The 15,440-nt window shown below is 72.8% G+C and carries 13 protein-coding genes; 4 read left to right on the forward strand and 9 right to left on the reverse strand.

What is annotated here, in order from left to right:
• Positions 1 to 127: 127 nt before the first annotated feature.
• Together ABD353_RS26825 and ABD353_RS26830 are read left to right on the forward strand one after the other, a co-directional pair.
• Positions 128 to 415: an RNA polymerase-binding protein RbpA gene (locus ABD353_RS26825; protein WP_257019256.1), complete on the forward strand. Its 288-nt coding sequence runs from the start codon at positions 128 to 130 to the stop codon at positions 413 to 415.
• A gap of 92 nt (positions 416 to 507) precedes the next feature.
• Positions 508 to 1,641 carry an acyltransferase family protein gene (locus ABD353_RS26830; RefSeq protein WP_344626246.1) on the forward strand — a complete coding sequence of 378 codons (1,134 nt, stop codon included), beginning with the start codon at positions 508 to 510 and terminating at the stop codon, positions 1,639 to 1,641.
• 85 nt (positions 1,642 to 1,726) lie between these two features.
• Here ABD353_RS26830 and pgl read toward each other — a convergent pair whose 3' ends face one another.
• The 5 genes from pgl to tkt form a co-directional block, all read right to left on the reverse strand.
• Positions 1,727 to 2,515, reverse strand: coding sequence for a 6-phosphogluconolactonase (gene pgl, locus ABD353_RS26835; RefSeq protein WP_344626247.1), 789 nt, complete (start codon positions 2,513 to 2,515; stop codon positions 1,727 to 1,729).
• Entirely contained in the window at positions 2,512 to 3,648 is a 1,137-nt protein-coding gene (gene opcA, locus ABD353_RS26840) for a glucose-6-phosphate dehydrogenase assembly protein OpcA (RefSeq protein ID WP_344626248.1), read from the reverse strand. Before opcA ends, pgl begins: the two co-directional genes overlap by 4 nt.
• On the reverse strand, positions 3,645 to 5,168 hold the full coding sequence (zwf, locus tag ABD353_RS26845; protein ID WP_344626258.1) for a glucose-6-phosphate dehydrogenase: 1,524 nt from the start codon (positions 5,166 to 5,168) through the stop codon (positions 3,645 to 3,647). The genes opcA and zwf overlap by 4 nt, the downstream gene beginning before the upstream one ends.
• A 105-nt stretch (positions 5,169 to 5,273) precedes the next feature.
• Positions 5,274 to 6,413, reverse strand: a complete 1,140-nt coding sequence (gene tal / locus ABD353_RS26850) for a transaldolase (protein ID WP_344626249.1) — start codon at positions 6,411 to 6,413, stop codon at positions 5,274 to 5,276.
• Positions 6,414 to 6,507: 94 nt separating this feature from the next.
• A complete protein-coding gene (tkt, locus tag ABD353_RS26855) occupies positions 6,508 to 8,607 on the reverse strand; it encodes a transketolase (protein ID WP_344626250.1) in 2,100 nt (699 codons plus the stop codon).
• 455 nt (positions 8,608 to 9,062) lie between these two features.
• Here tkt and ABD353_RS26860 point away from each other — a divergent pair, with 455 nt between their 5' ends.
• Positions 9,063 to 10,004 (forward strand): heme o synthase, encoded by a 942-nt coding sequence (locus ABD353_RS26860; protein ID WP_344626251.1) that lies wholly within the window; start codon positions 9,063 to 9,065, stop codon positions 10,002 to 10,004.
• Between the two features lie 85 nt (positions 10,005 to 10,089).
• Here the strand turns inward: ABD353_RS26860 and ABD353_RS26865 are convergent, their stop codons facing one another.
• Both ABD353_RS26865 and ABD353_RS26870 read right to left on the reverse strand, forming a co-directional pair.
• A complete protein-coding gene (locus ABD353_RS26865; protein ID WP_344626252.1) occupies positions 10,090 to 11,688 on the reverse strand; it encodes a phytoene desaturase family protein in 1,599 nt (532 codons plus the stop codon).
• A 71-nt stretch (positions 11,689 to 11,759) separates the two neighbouring features.
• Positions 11,760 to 12,401 (reverse strand): DUF2461 domain-containing protein, encoded by a 642-nt coding sequence (locus ABD353_RS26870; RefSeq protein WP_344626253.1) that lies wholly within the window; start codon positions 12,399 to 12,401, stop codon positions 11,760 to 11,762.
• A gap of 85 nt (positions 12,402 to 12,486) precedes the next feature.
• Here ABD353_RS26870 and ABD353_RS26875 point away from each other — a divergent pair, with 85 nt between their 5' ends.
• Positions 12,487 to 12,819 (forward strand): hypothetical protein, encoded by a 333-nt coding sequence (locus tag ABD353_RS26875; RefSeq protein ID WP_344626254.1) that lies wholly within the window; start codon positions 12,487 to 12,489, stop codon positions 12,817 to 12,819.
• A gap of 177 nt (positions 12,820 to 12,996) precedes the next feature.
• On the opposite strand, the gene ABD353_RS26880 is transcribed toward ABD353_RS26875, so the two are convergent.
• Complete coding sequence (locus ABD353_RS26880; protein ID WP_344626255.1) at positions 12,997 to 13,950, reverse strand: COX15/CtaA family protein; 954 nt, start codon at positions 13,948 to 13,950, stop codon at positions 12,997 to 12,999.
• A gap of 91 nt (positions 13,951 to 14,041) precedes the next feature.
• Positions 14,042 to 15,440, reverse strand: a 1,399-nt coding sequence (locus ABD353_RS26885; protein ID WP_344626256.1) for an acyltransferase family protein, incomplete at its 5' end; no start/stop codon positions are given.

The following is a 15,440-nucleotide window of genomic DNA, read 5'->3' on the forward strand; positions in this document are numbered from 1 at the left end:
CTCCCGCTTACACTAGGACGACTTCGCCACCGTCCGCACAGCCGCGGCCGGGCGGCACCAGCACGCAGGGAGTCCAACCGTGGCAAGTGGCAACGCCATCCGAGGAAGCAGAGTCGGCGCAGGCCCCATGGGCGAGGCGGAGCGCGGCGAGTCCGCCCCCCGTAACCGGATCTCCTTCTGGTGCGCGAACAAGCACGAGACGCGCCCCAGTTTCGCCGCCGAAGCGGCGATCCCGGAGACCTGGGACTGCCCGCGTTGCGGGTTCCCGGCAGGCCAGGACGAGCACAACCCTCCGGCCCCGGCCCGCAACGAGCCCTACAAGACCCACCTCGCGTACGTGCGCGAGCGCCGTACCGACGCCGACGGCGAGGCGATCCTCGCCGAGGCGCTGGCCAAGCTCCGCGGCGAGATCTGAGGAAGCAACACGAAGGGCGCCGCCGGTGACGGCGGCGCCCTTCGGGCTGTTCCGAGCGAGCCGTCCCCCGTACCACCGACTGGAGTGACCCCGTGCGCAAGCTGACCCACGCCGAGTTCCTGGGGATGCGCAGGTTCGACGCGCTCGACGGTCTGCGCGCCTTCGCCGCGGTGATCGTGGTGTTCTTCCACTTCGCGGGGCCGCGTGCGGCGTTCCTCTCCGGCTGGATCGGGGTGCACGTCTTCTTCGTGGTGTCCGGCTTCCTGATCACCACGCTGATGCTCCGCGAACGGGACCGGACCGGCCGGATATCCCTGCGCGACTTCTACCTGCGCCGGATCTTCCGCATCATGCCCCTCTACTACGTGGTGCTGGCGGCGACCGCGGTCACCCAGTACCGCAACGGCCAGGGCTGGAAGCTGCTCCGCGGCCACCTGGCGCACTACGCGACCTTCCTCAACGAGTACGACCTGGCCGCCGGCACGCCGTTCCTCCATTCCTGGACGATCGGCGTCGAGCAGAAGTTCTACCTGGTCTGGCCGCTGGCGCTGATCCTGGCCGGCGCGGTCGCGCTCCGGCTGCGGATCCCGGTGGCGCTGCTCGGCATCGCGGTGCTGCTGGTGCCGTTCTCCGCGGCGTGGGAGTCGCTGGCCGTCCACTACACGGTGCTGATGACCGGCGCCCTGCTGGCCCTCGTCCTGCACAGCCGCCGCGGGTTCGCCCTGCTCGCCCCGCTGACCCATCCCGCGGTCGGGGCCGTGGTGGGGGCCGCATTCGTGGTGCTGCACCTGTCGGTGCCCCGGCTCACCGAAGCCCTGCACGGCCAGCGCCACACCGTCGTGGTCTACGGCGTGGGTGTGGCGCTGCTGCTGCCCTCGCTCCTCGGTCCGGGAGCCGGGCGCTGGCTCCTCTCCCGCCGCCCGCTGGTGTTCGTCGGCGAGCGCTCGTACGGCCTCTACCTGGTGCAGGTGCTGGCCGCGTCCGCGGTCTTCGGCATGGCGCCGAAGCTGCACCACGGTTCCCCGGCCGCGGGCCTGGCGGTGGTGGTCGTCGCGCTGCTCGCGGCGGACGTGCTGTACCACCGGGTCGAGCAGCCGATGATCGTCCTCGGCCGGAAGCTGATCAAGCGGCTGGACGCCCGCGGTGCCGCGGGCGGGCCGACCCCGCCCGCGCCGGAGGCCGACCCGGCCGTCGAGGAGCGGGCGCCCGCCCCGGCCGCCGTCTGACCCCGGCCGCCGCCCGACCCCGTACGCACGTGCGCCCCGCCGGACAGGACGTCCGGCGGGGCGCAGGCGTGTGCCGCGGGCCCGGTCAGGCCGAGGCGGGCGGGTACAGCTGGGGCGGCAGCTCGGCCGCCGCGGAGCGGTCGAGCAGCCAGAGGGTCCGGGCGGTGCCGTACGCGCCGGAGGCGGGTGCCTGGAGCTCCCCGGGGCCGCGCAGGGCGAGGGAGACCGCCCCCGCCTTGTCCTCGCCGGCGGCGAGCAGCCAGACCTCACGGGCCGCCCGGATCGCCGGGAGGGTGAGCGAGATCCGGGTGGGCGGCGGCTTCGGCGCCCCGCGGACGCCGATCACGGTCAACTCCTTCTCCCGGACACCGGGGTGCTCCGGGAAGAGCGAGGCGACGTGGGTGTCCGGGCCGACGCCGAGCAGCAGCACGTCGAAGGCCGGCACCCCGGCGTGCTCGCCGGGCCCGGCGGCCCGGGCGAGCTCCTCGGCGTACCGGGCGGCGGCCGCCTCGACGTCCGAGCCGTCCGGGCCGTCCGAGGCCGGCATCTCGTGCACCCGGGCCGGGTCCAGCGGGACGCCGTCGAGCAGTTCGGCACGGGCCTGGACGGCGTTGCGGTCCGGGTCGCCGGCGGGGACGAAGCGCTCGTCGCCCCACCAGAGGTCGAGCCGCGCCCAGTCGACCGCGTCGCGTGCCGGGGAGGCGGCGATCGCGGCCAGCAGGGCGTTGCCGTTCCGCCCGCCCGTCAGCACCACCGAGGCGGTGCCGCGGGCGGACTGGGCGTCCACGATGCGGGTGATCAGCCGGGCCGCCGCGGCCTGCGCCATCAGCTCCTTGTCCCGGTGCACCACCAGCTGCGGGGTCGCCGCCGTCACGAGGTGCTCCGCTTGCGTGGGGCGGCCTTCTTGGCGGACGGCTTCTTCGGCGTCGGCTCGGCATCCGTCGGCTCGGGACCGGCCGGCACGGGACCGGCCGGCTCCGCAGCCGCCGGCTCGGCGTCCGGCAGCTTGGCGGTGACCCGGGCAGGGGCCGCGACATCGGCCGGGACGGCCTCGGTCGACGGAGCGGGCTCCGCGGGCAGCTTCTCGCGCAGCCGGTCCACCGGGGTGCGGACGGCCGACGCGTAGATGTCGTCCGGGTCGAGCCGGCGCAGCTCCTCCGCGATGAGCTCGGCGGTGTCGCGACGCTTGAGCGCGACCATCCGGTCCGGCGAGCCGGGCATGGACAGCGTGCCCATCAGGCCGTCGGGACGGTCCAGGACGATCTCGCCGTCCTGGGTGCGCAGCCGGACGGCGGTGATGCCGGGGCCGCCGGTGACGATCCGCTCGACCGGCACCCGCAGCCGGTTGGTCATCCACAGGCCGAGCAGCTCGACGCTGGGGTTGTACGACTCGCCCTCGACGACCGCGCCGGTGATCGTGGCGGGCCGCTGGTCGAGCGCGGCGGCCAGCATGGAGCGCCAGCCGGTGATGCGGGTCCAGGCGAGGTCGGTGTCGCCGGGGGTGTAGCTGGCCGCCCGCTGGGCGAGCTGGCCGACCGGGGACTCGGCGGTGACCGCGTCGGTGATCCGGCGCTGGGCGAGCGCGCCGAGCGGGTCGTTCGCCGGGTGCAGCGGGGCGTTGTCCGGCCACCAGACGACGACCGGGGCGTCCGGCAGCAGCAGCGGCAGGACGACGGACTGGGCGTGCGCGGCGAGCTCGCCGTGCATGCGCAGGACGACCGTCTCGCCGGAGCCCGCGTCGCTGCCGACCAGGATCTCGGCGTCGAGGCGGGTCTCGGCCCGGGCGCGCGGCGAGCGTCCGGCCCGCTTGATGACCGCCAGGGTGCGCGAAGGGTGCTCGCGGGAGGCGTCGTTGGCGGCCTTGAGGGCGTCGTAGGCGCTGCCCTCGTCGGTCACGATCACCAGGGTCAGGACCATGCCGGCCGCGGTGGAGCCGCTGGCCCGGCGGGCGTCCATCAGCGCCGCGTTGATCCTGCCGGAGGTGGTGTGGGTCAGGTCGATCTTCATGGCCGGCGCCAGCTCCTGCCGTCTCGTGCGAGCATCTCGTCGGCCTCGATCGGGCCCCAGGTCCCGGCCGCGTACTGCGCGGGCTTGTCGTGGGCGTCCCAGTACTGCTCGATCGGGTCGAGGATCTGCCAGGAGAGCTCGACCTCCTGGTGCCGCGGGAAGAGGTTGGCGTCGCCGAGCAGCACGTCGAGGATCAGGCGCTCGTACGCCTCCGGGCTGGACTCGGTGAAGGACTCGCCGTAGGCGAAGTCCATCGTGACGTCGCGGACCTCCAGCGCGGTGCCGGGCACCTTGGAGCCGAACCGCACGGTGACGCCCTCGTCCGGCTGTACCCGGATGACCAGGGCGTTCTGCCCCAGCTCCTCGGTGGCGTAGGAGTCGAACGGCAGGTACGGGGCCCGCTGGAAGACGACCGCGATCTCGGTCACCCGGCGGCCGAGGCGCTTGCCCGTCCGCAGGTAGAACGGGACGCCGGCCCAGCGCCGGTTGTTGATCTCCAGCTTGATCGCCGCGTAGGTGTCGGTCTTGGACTCGGGGTTGATGCCGTCCTCGTCCAGGTAGCCGACGACCTCCTCGCCGCCCTGCCAGCCGGACGCGTACTGGCCGCGCACGGTGTGCTTGCCGAGGTCGGCGGGGAGCTTCACGGCGCTGAGCACCTTGAGCTTCTCGGCGACCAGGGCCTTGGGGTGGAAGGACGCGGGCTCCTCGATGGCGGTGAGCGCCATCAGCTGGAGCAGGTGGTTCTGGATGACGTCGCGGGCCGAGCCGATGCCGTCGTAGTAGCCGGCGCGGCCGCCGATGCCGATGTCCTCGGCCATGGTGATCTGCACGTGGTCGACGTACGACCGGTTCCAGATCGGCTCGAACATCTGGTTGGCGAAGCGGAGCGCCAGGATGTTCTGGACGGTCTCCTTGCCCAGGTAGTGGTCGATCCGGAAGACCTCGTCCCGGGGGAAGACCTCGTGGACGATCCGGTTCAGCTCCTGGGCGCTCTCCAGGTCGTGGCCGAACGGCTTCTCGATCACCGCGCGGCGCCAGGAGCCCTTCGGCGGGTCGGTCAGACCGTGCTTCTTGAGCTGCTGGACGACGGTGGGGAAGAACTTCGGCGGCACCGACAGGTAGAAGGCGAAGTTGCCGCCCGTGCCCTGGGCCCGGTCGAGGTCCTCGATGGTCTTCCGCAGGGTGTCGAAGGCCTCGTCGTCGCCGAAGTCGCCCTGGACGAACCGCATGCCCTTGGCGAGCTGCTGCCAGACCTCCTCGCGGAACTGCGTGCGCGCGTGCTCCTTGACCGCGTCGTGCACCTCCCGCGCGAAGTCCTCGTCCTCCCACTCGCGGCGGGCGAAGCCGACGAGCGAGAAGCCCGGCGGCAGCAGTCCGCGGTTGGCGAGGTCGTAGACGGCCGGCATGAGCTTCTTGCGCGACAGGTCGCCGGTGACGCCGAAGATCACCAGGCCGGACGGCCCGGCGATCCTCGGCAGCCGGCGGTCCGCCGGATCGCGCAGCGGGTTGGAGGGCAGCAGGGGGTCACCCTGCCCGACCTCGGCCCCCTCGACATCGGGAAAAGCAGGGGTGTTGCTCACTGGTGTTGGCTCCGCTCTCCGTGCGCTTGGTCGTGAGCAGTCGTGTCAGTTCTGGTCGCCGTGCGCGGCGAGCGAGGCCGCGACCGTGTCCAGCAGTTCCTTCCAGGAGGCCTCGAACTTCTCGACGCCCTCGTCCTCCAGCAGCTGGACGACGTCGTCGTAGTCGACGCCGGCCGCGGCGACGGCGTCCATCACGGCCTTGGCGTCGCCGTAGTTCGGGGTGATGGCGTCGCCGGTGACCACGCCGTGGTCGTCGGTGGCGTTGAGGGTGGCCTCCGGCATGGTGTTGACGGTGCCGGGGGCGGCCAGCTCGGTCACGTAGAGGGTGTCCGGCAGGTTCGGGTCCTTGACGCCGGTGGACGCCCAGAGCGGGCGCTGCGGCTTGGCGCCGGCGGCCTCCAGGGCCTTCCAACGGTCCGAGCCGTCGCGCTTGGCGTCGACCGGGCCGAAGACCTCCTCGTACGCCTGGTAGGCGAGGCGGGCGTTGGCCACACCGGCCTTGGAGCGCAGCTCCTTGGCGTCGCCGCCGACCTTGTCGAGGCGCTTGTCGATCTCGGTGTCCACGCGGGAGACGAAGAAGGAGGCGACCGACTCGATCTGCGAGAGGTCGAGGCCGGCGGCCTTGGCCTTCTCCAGGCCGGAGAGGTAGGCGTCCATCACGGCGCGGTACCGCTCGAGCGAGAAGATCAGCGTGACGTTGACGCTGATGCCCTTGGCGATGACCTCGGTGATGGCGGGCAGGCCGGCCTCGGTGGCGGGGATCTTGATGAACACGTTCGGGCGGTCCACCAGCCACCACAGCTGCTTGGCCTCGGCGATCGTGGCGGCGGTCTCGTGCGCCAGGCGCGGGTCGACCTCGATGGAGACCCGGCCGTCGCGGCCGTTCGAGGCGTCGTAGACCGGGCGCAGCACGTCGGCCGCGTCGCGGACGTCCGAGGTGGTGATCATCCGGACGGCCTCGTCCACGGTGACCTTGCGGACGGCCAGGTCGTTCAGCTGGCCGTCGTAGGCCGCGCTGCCGCCGCCGATCGCCTTCTGGAAGATGGTCGGGTTGGTGGTGACGCCGACGACGTGCTTCTCCTGCACCAGCTCGGCCAGGTTGCCGCTGTTGAGCCGCTCGCGGCTGAGGTCGTCCAGCCAGATCGCCACGCCTTCGTCGCTGAGGCGCTTCAGAGCGTCAGTCATGGTGCTACATCCTCTTTTTTCGTACGTCTGCTGTGGGGTCGTCAGACAGGCCGGGCGTCCGATGTGCGGTCGGACACCCGGCCCGGAGGCACTGCTAGCGGGAGACGGCCTCGACCGTGCGGAGCGAGGCGCGGGCGGCGTTGGCCACGGCGTCGGCGGTCAGGCCGAACTCCTGGTACAGCACCTTGTAGTCGGCGGAGGCGCCGAAGTGCTCCAGGCCGATGATCCGGCCGGCGTCGCCGACCAGCTCGCGCCAGCCCTGGGCGATGCCCGCCTCGACCGAGACCCGGGCACGGACGTTCGGCGGCAGCACGCTGTCGCGGTACGCCTGGTCCTGCTCGTTGAACCACTCGATCGACGGCATCGACACGACGCGGGTCGGGATGCCGTCCGCCTCCAGGGCCTCGCGGGCCTGGACGGCGAGCTGCACCTCGGAGCCGGTGCCGATCAGGATGACCTTCGGCGAGGCGCCGGAGGCCTCGGCCAGCACGTAGCCGCCCTTGGCCGCGCCCTCGGCGGAGTGGAACACCTCGCGGTCGAAGGTGGGCACGCCCTGGCGGGTGAGCGCCAGGCCGACCGGGCCGGGGCGGCTGGTCTGCCGCTCCAGGATCGTGCGCCAGACGACGGCGGTCTCGTTGGCGTCGCCGGGGCGGACGACCGAGAGGCCGGGGATGGCGCGCAGCGCGGCCAGGTGCTCGACCGGCTGGTGGGTCGGGCCGTCCTCGCCGAGGCCGATGGAGTCGTGCGTCCACACGTAGGTGACGGGCAGCTTCATCAGCGCGGCGAGGCGCACCGCCGGGCGCATGTAGTCGGAGAACACCAGGAAGGTGCCGCCGTAGATGCGGGTGCGGCCGTGCAGCGCGATGCCGTTCATGATCGCGCCCATGGCGTGCTCGCGGATGCCGAAGTGGATCGTCCGGCCGTACGGCGAGGCGGTCTTCAGCGGGTTGCTCGCCGGGAGGAAGGAGGAGTCCTCGTCGATGGTGGTGAGGTTGGACTCGGCGAGGTCCGCCGAACCGCCCCACAGCTCCGGAACGTGCCGGCCGACCGCCTTGAGGGTGTCGCCGGAGGCCTTGCGGGTGGCGACGTCCTTGCCGGCCGGGAAGACCGGGATCGCCTTCTCCCAGCCGTCGGGCAGCTCGCCGATCTGGATCCGGTCGAACTCGGCGGCGCGCTCCGGGTTGGCCGCGCGCCACGCGTGGAAGGAGGCCTCCCACTCGGCGCGGGCGGCCTTGCCACGGTGCACCACCTGGCGGGCGTGCTCGATGACCTGCTCGGTGACCTCGAAGGTCTTCTCCGGCGAGAAGCCGAGCACCTTCTTGGTGGCGGCGATCTCGGCGTCGCCGAGCGCGGAGCCGTGCGCCTTGGCGGTGTCCTGGGCGTTCGGGGCCGGCCAGGCGATGATGGTGCGCATCGCGATGATCGACGGGCGCTCGGTCTCGGCCTTGGCGGCGGCCAGCGCGGTGGCCAGCGCGTGCACGTCGACGTCGCCGTCGGACTTCGGCGTGATCCGCTGGACGTGCCAGCCGTACGCCTCGTAGCGGGCGAGGACGTCCTCGGAGAAGGCCGTCTCGGTGTCGCCCTCGATGGAGATGTGGTTGTCGTCGTAGAGCGCGACGAGGTTGCCCAGCTTCTGGTGGCCGGCCAGCGAGGACGCCTCCGCGGAGATGCCCTCCTCCAGGTCGCCGTCGGAGACGATGGCCCAGACGGTGTGGTCGAAGGGGGACTCGCCCTCCGCGGCCTCCGGGTCGAACAGGCCGCGCTCGTAGCGGGCGGCCATCGCCATGCCGACCGCGTTGGCGACGCCCTGTCCGAGCGGACCGGTGGTCGTCTCGACGCCCGCGGTGTGGCCGTGCTCGGGGTGGCCCGGGGTGCGGCTGCCCGCGACCCGGAAGGCCTTCAGGTCGTCCAGGGACAGACCGTAGCCCGAGAGGTAGAGCTGGGTGTAGAGAGTCAGCGACGTGTGCCCGGGGGAGAGGACGAAGCGGTCGCGGCCGACCCAGGCGGGGTCGGTCGGGTCGTGCCGCAGGAAGCGCTGGAAGATCACGTATGCAGCCGGGGCCAGCGACATCGCGGTGCCTGGGTGCCCGTTGCCCACCTTCTGCACGGCATCCATCGCGAGGACGCGGGCCGTGTCGACGGTCCGCTGGTCCAGTTCGGTCCATTCGAATGCGTTCGTCGGCGTGGTGCTCACCCTGTCTCAGGGCTCCTTCCTGGTGGTGAAGAGTGACCCCGTGAAGGGGACCGGTCGGCCACGTCGCTGTGGTCCTGACGTTCGCTGGTGCCGGTCACGGAGGGTTGATCCCGCTTCTCTGTGCGAGCCTACCGCTCACAAGGGGCCTCACCTTGCGTGCCGGGGCAACCGGGGTGGCGCTATCGGCATTCCCGAAGGGCTTCGCGGGCTCTGTCCTACCCTCACCCGGACGCGAACGGTCCGCTCGTCCGAGGGGCAAGACGGGCGGGCCGCGCCCGTCCGGTGCGAGCTGCGGCGATTCACCCGCGGGTGTGCGGCTCCGGCTCGCCGGGGCACCCCGGGGCGGGACGGGACATATGGAGCGTCTAAGGTGGCGTGGTACGCGCAGCGCGGACGCACCGGAGCCCACGGGCCCAGAGGACGCCTGTGGAAGTTCATCGTGAGTTGGGGTGTTCGTGACCGCCGTCGAATCCCGCCCCGCCGGGGCGGTCGGGGCGACGCCTGCGCACCGGCCGTTCGGGGCCCGTGTCGGCGCATTCGTCGCACTGACCAAGCCACGGATCATCGAGCTGCTGCTGATCACCACCGTCCCGGTGATGTTCCTGGCGCAGCACGGTGTACCCGACCCGTGGCTGGTCGTCAAGGTCGTGGTCGGCGGCTACCTCTCCGCGGGTGGCGCCAACGCCCTCAACATGTACATCGACCGCGACATCGACGCGGTGATGTCCCGTACCGAGCGGCGGCCGATCGTCACCGGCATGGTGTCCCCGCGCGAGGCGCTGGTCTTCGGCATCGCGCTGGCGATCGGCTCGACCCTCTGGCTGGGCCTGCTGGTCAACGCGCTCTCCTCGGCGCTGGCGCTGGCCGCGCTGCTGTTCTACGTCTTCGTCTACACCCTCGGCCTGAAGCGCCGCACGGCCCAGAACATCGTCTGGGGCGGCATCGCCGGCTGCATGCCGGTGTTCGTCGGCTGGGCCGCGGTGACGAACTCGCTCTCCTGGTCCGCGCTGGTGCTCTTCCTGGTGATCTTCTTCTGGACGCCGCCGCACTACTGGCCGCTGTCGATGAAGGTCCGCGAGGACTACGCCAAGGCCGGCGTGCCGATGCTCCCCGTCATCAAGGGCAACCTGGCCGTCGCCCGGCAGATCGTCGCCTACTCCTGGGTGATGGTCGCCGTCTCGCTGGCCCTGTGGCCGCTCGGCCACACCAGCTGGCTGTACCCGGTCTCCGCGGTGCTGCTCGGCGGGTTCTGGCTGAAGGAGGCGCACGGCCTGCACGCCCGCGCCAAGGCCGGGGTCGTCGGCGCCAAGCTCAAGGAGATGCGCCTCTTCCACTGGTCCATCACCTACCTGACCCTGCTCTTCGTGGTCATCGCGGTGGACCCGTTCGTCAAGTGACGGCGAGCGCCCGACACCGACCGGAGCCCCGGGGCCTGCGCCCCGGGGCTCCGTCGTTCCCGCTGTCCTTGTCGCGCTCCTGCGGCTAGCGGCCGAGGACGGCCATCGCGGCGTTGTGCCCGGGGATCCCGCTGACCCCGCCGCCGCGCACCGCGCCGGCCCCGCAGAGCAGCACGTTCGGGTGGGCGGTGGCGACGCCCCAGCGGTCGGCCGGGTCCTCGCCCCAGGGGAAGGCCAGCTCGCGGTGGAAGATGTTGCCGCCCGGCAGGCCCAGGTCGGCCTCCAGGTCCAGCGGGCTCTTCGCCTCGATGCAGGGCCGGCCCTCGCCGTCCACCGCCAGGCAGTCGGCCAGCGGCTCGTCCAGGCACTCCTGCAACGGTGCGAGCACCGCCTCCAGCGCCGCCGCCCGGGCCTTCTCCGGGTCGTCGGCGAACAGCCGGGCCGGCTGGTGCACCCCGAACAGGGTGAGCGTGTGGAAGCCCTGCGCGGCGAGCTCCGGGCCCAGGATCGACGGGTCGGTCAGCGAGTGGCAGTAGATCTCGGACGGCGCCGGCGCGGGCGTCCGGCCCTCGGCGGCCTGCCGGTAGGCGGTCTCCAGCTCGGTGTACGACTCCGCCAGGTGCAGGGTGCCGGCGAAGGCGTCCCGCGGGTCCACCGCGGTGTCCCTCAGCCGGGGCAGTCGGCGCAGCAGCATGTTGACCTTCAGCTGGGAGCCCTCCGGGGCGGGCTCCGGCGGCGCCTCGCCGAGCAGCCGGGCGAGGGTCTGCGGGGCGGCGTTGCACAGCACCGCCTTGGCGCCCACCCGGTGCTCGCGGCCGTCGTGCCGGAAGACGACCTCGGCGGCGCCGCCGGCGGTGCCCGGGTCGATCGCGGTGGCCTCGCAGCCGGTGCGGATCTCGGCGCCGGCCGCCCGGGCGGCGTCCGCCAGCGCGTCGGTGAGCGCACCCATGCCGCCCACCGGCACGTTCCAGTCGCCGGTGCCGCCGCCGATCACGTGGTAGAGGAAGCAGCGGTTCTGCGCCAGCCCCGGGTCGTGGGCGTGGGTGAAGGTGCCGATCAGGGCGTCGGTGAGGACCACGCCGCGGACGAGGTCGTCGGCGAAGGCGCCCTCCACGGCCTCGCCGATCGGCCGCTCGAACAGCGCCTCCCAGACGGCCGGGTCGTCGATCCGCCGCCGCAGCTCCGCGCGGGTGGGCAGCGGCTCGGTGAGGGACGGGAAGACCCGCTCGGCGACCCGGGTGGTCCGCCCGTAGAACTCCTGCCAGGCCGCGTACTCCCGGTCGGAGCCGGTCAGGGCGCGGAAGGACGCGGCGGTGCGGGAGTCGTCCGCCCGGTCCACCAGCAGCCCGGTCGGGCGCCCGCCGCGCACGGCCGGCGTGTACGAGGAGATCCGCCGGGGCCGCACCGCGAAGTGCAGCCCCAGCTCGTCGACGATCTTCTGCGGCAGCAGGCTCACCAGGTACGAGTACCGGGAGAGCCGGGCGGCGACGCCGGGGAAGGCCTCGGTGGAGACCGCGGCCCCGCCGGTGCGGCCGAGCCGCTCCAGCACCAGCACGCTGCGGCCGGCCCGGGCCAGGTAGGCGGCGGCCACCAGGCCGTTGTGGCCGCCGCCGACCACGACGACGTCGTAGCGGCCGCGGACGGGGGAGTCGGGCGTGTTCGCGTCACCTCGGGAGGGCTGCATGCGGCAGGTCTACCAGAGGCGGTGCGGGGCGGCCAGGGTGCGGACAGGAGTGTCGGGCGGCTGAGCCGGTGTCAGCGCGGCGGGAGCTCGCTCGGGCCGACGTGCCCGTCCAGCCAGTCCTTGAGCGGGCGGGAGGCGCGCAGGAAGCCGGCGATCCGCCCGTACGCCTGCGCGGTGCCCAGCCAGGCGGCGGGCTCCCACTCCTGCCAGGCGATCAGGCCCTTGTTCCGCAGCAGCCCGATCCGCGGATGGTCCTTGGGGTAGCCGCGGGGCGCCGACTTCAGCGGGTCCCGGCCGACCACCGAGGGCCCGGCCGCCTCGACCGAGGCGATCACCCGCTCCAGCTCGGCGCCGGTGACGTCCTCCGCGACCGCCTCCCGGTAGCGGCGCAGCTGGTCCGTCGCCAGCTGGTACATGCCGTTGCCGCAGGCCAGGCCGTCCGCCGAGAGCTGGATGTAGCCGCCGGCCTCCAGGAAGGCGCCGATGTGCGTCTTGTACGGCGACTTGTCGGCGCTGAACCGGACGTCGCGGTTCGGACGGAAGATCTTTCCCGGGCCGAACTCGTCCTCCAGGGCGTCCAGCAGGTCGGCCGTCGGGGCCCGGACGGACTGCTCGTAGCGGTCCTTGTGCGCCGTCCAGAAGGTCTTGGAGTTGTCGGCCTCCAGCTGCTCGTAGAACTCGAGCGCCTCGGCCGGCCAGCCATCGAAGGTCATCCCGCCAGGGTAGGGGGCGCCGGTGTGGCCCGCCGCACACCTCGCCGCCGTCGCCACGCGTTCTACCGCTCGGTAGCATGCGGGCATGACCAGCGCAGAGACCGCCACCCCCACCGCGCAGGACGCGCGCGCCGAGCGGCGCGCCAAGCGCATCGCCAAGCACATCACCGCCTTCGCGAACCAGCACGGCGGCAGCGCGGACGGCGTCGTCGAGTACGTCGGCCGCACCGCCACCCGGATCGTGCTCGTCGGTGCGGACGGCACCTGGGGCGACCAGGTCGCCCCGACCTACGCCATCGGGCAGCGTGCGGCGCAGCTCGCCGGCGTCACCCTGCACGACACCTTCGAGGGCGAGCTCGGCCTGAAGGTGAAGACCAGTGCCTACGAGTGGAAGCGGATGGCCGGCATCCAGATCTGAGGCCTGCGGAGAACCGCCCAGGGGCGCGGGGAACCGCGCGAGACGGGAGAGGCCGACGGCGGCCTTCCGATTCGCGCAGTTCCCCGCGCCCCTGTCTTGTTGTGAGCCCTGTTCAGCAGGGACGGCCGCACCCGGATTGCGCAGTTCCACGCGCCCCTGGGTGGCCGCCCCTGGGCGTCAGCTCGCGGGCACCAGCTGGGCGGGGACGGGGGCCGGGTCGGTGGCGGGGCGGGTGCGCAGGGCCAGCGGGATGCGGAGGGCGGCGGCCCAGGTGAGGGCGGCGCCCAGCATGTGCAGGCCGACCATGATCTCGGGGGCGTCGGTGAAGTACTGGACGAAGCCGAGGACGCCCTGCAGCAGCAGCACGACCAGCAGGTCCCGGACCCGCGCCCGGGCCGCCCGCGGGGCCTTCACCGCGGCGAGCACGAACACCGCCGCCAGCGTCAGACCGATCGACAGGAAGGCCAGGTCGGCGTGGGCCTGGGCGAGCCGGTCGTAGTCGATCGGGATGCGCCAGACGTCGCTGGAGGAGCCGGGGTGGTGGCCCGCGCCGGTGACCAGGGTGCCGGCCGCGACCAGCAGGCCGACCACGGTGACGAGGACGTACGACAGCTGCTGCAGCGGCCGCGGCACCAGGAGTTCGGGGGTGCCGTCGCCCTCCGCGGTGCGCTCCCACATCAGCACGGCGACCCAGACCAGGCCCATCGCGGCGACCATGTGCACCGCCACCACGTACGGGTTCAGGCCGGTGAGCACGGTGATGCCGCCGATCACGGCGTTGCTCATGACCAGCCAGAACTGCGCCCAGCCGAGCCGGGTGAGCGAGCGGCGCCACGGCGTGGCGCAGCGCGCGGCCAGGGTGGCCCAGGCGATCGCCGCGCACAGCACGTAGGTGAGCATCCGGTTGGTGAACTCGATGACGCCGTGGATGCCCATCTCGGGCGTCGGCGTGATGCTCTCGCCGGTGCAGCGCGGCCAGGTGGTGCAGCCGAGGCCGGAGGCGGTGAGCCGTACGGCGCCGCCGGTGAGCACGATGACCACGCTCATCACCAGGGCGGACAGCGCCGCCCGGCGGACGGTCGCGGCCGTCGGGTGCCAGCGGTCGGCGAGGAGTGCGGTGGGGGTGAACACCGCTTCATCCTAGATTGCCCTTATCCGATCACCGACCGCGGCCCGACCGCGGGCCGCCCGTGCGGGGCGGCGCGCGACCGGGCCGCGGTCGTCAGGCTGCGGCCCGCCGTTTTCCGCGGGCCTTGCGGGGATACGGGAAGAGCCGTGGCGAGCGTTTCGCCGCGACGTCCTCGATCCAGCCGAAGCAGAGGACGAACAACCCGATCAGCGGGATCGCCGCGAAGAGCTGCGGATAGGGGCTGCCGAGCACCGAACCCCAGTTGTCGGCGAGGTAGTCGACCCGCCAGAGCTGGTCGATCACCGGGACGGACAGCTCCAGGGCGAGGGTGTGCCAGAGGTAGACGCTGACGGCCCGGGCGTTCAGCAGGCTGACGATGCCGTTGAACGGTTCCAGGCGTCGCGGCCACTGCTCCCACGAGGGGCTGAGGTGGAGCAGCAGCAGCACGTAGCCGAAGGACCAGACGGCCTGGGCGATCGGCACGCCCTCCAGGTCGCCGACGTCGGTCGGGTCGAGCACCGGCCGGCTGACGTACCACCAGTACCCGGCGACCATGATCATCGGTGCCACCGAGGGGGCGACGTACTGCGGGAGCTTCTTGAGCAGGCCCTCGTTGTGGGCCATGCCGAGGATCCAGCAGGAGCCGAAGATCGTGAAGTCGGACCAGGTCTCCCAGATCCGGCCGTCCTCCGGGAGCAGGCCGGAGAAGAAGGTCAGCACCAGCGGGGTGAGCACCGTCACCAGCGGGAAGCGGCGCAGGGCGCGCAGCATCAGCGGCGACAGCAGCACGTACCAGAGGTAGGCGCGCAGGTACCAGAGCGGGACGCCGACCTGGGTGCCCCAGCTGTCCTCCATGAGTCCGAAGCCCGGCAGGTCCCCCTGGGGGTAGGGCGGAGTGCTCACCGGCAGGATCCAGAAGGCGAGCTTGCCCCACCACCAGTTCGGGTGGCCCTCGGCGTCCGGGCCCCAGCCGTCCAGGATCCACAGGGTCATCACCACGACGCCGAACAGCCACATCGGCGGCAGCAGGCGGCGCAGTCGGCCGCGGATGACGGTCAGCGCGGGCCGCTTCAGCGAACGGGCCATCAGCGAGCCGGCCAGCGCGAACATCACGCCCATGGACGGGAAGACCAGCGGCAGCCAGGCCCAGCTGAAGTTGTGGTACAGCACGACGCGGACGAGGGCCAGGCCTCGCAGCAGGTCGAGGTAGCGGTCGCGGCCGCCGCCGGAGCGGGCGGGCTTCTGCTCGGGGGCGGCCTCCTCCTCGTCCTCCGCGGGGGTGCCCGGCGGCCGGGCGTACTGGGCGTCGAAGGCCTTGGCGAGCGCGGCGAGCTCGTCCGGGACGCGGAGCTTGAGGGTCTCCTCGTGCCGGGGCAGGGCGCTGCGGCCCGTGTCGGGCGGGGCCGTCCGCGCGGCCTCGGCGGCCGGGTCGTGCAGGGGCTCGTCGAAGGACGGCCGCTCGGCGGTGCGCTGTGCGGCCGCCGGCCCGGGC

Origin of the sequence: Kitasatospora arboriphila (assembly GCF_039528095.1) — a bacterium.
GTDB classification, from domain to species: domain Bacteria; phylum Actinomycetota; class Actinomycetes; order Streptomycetales; family Streptomycetaceae; genus Kitasatospora; species Kitasatospora arboriphila.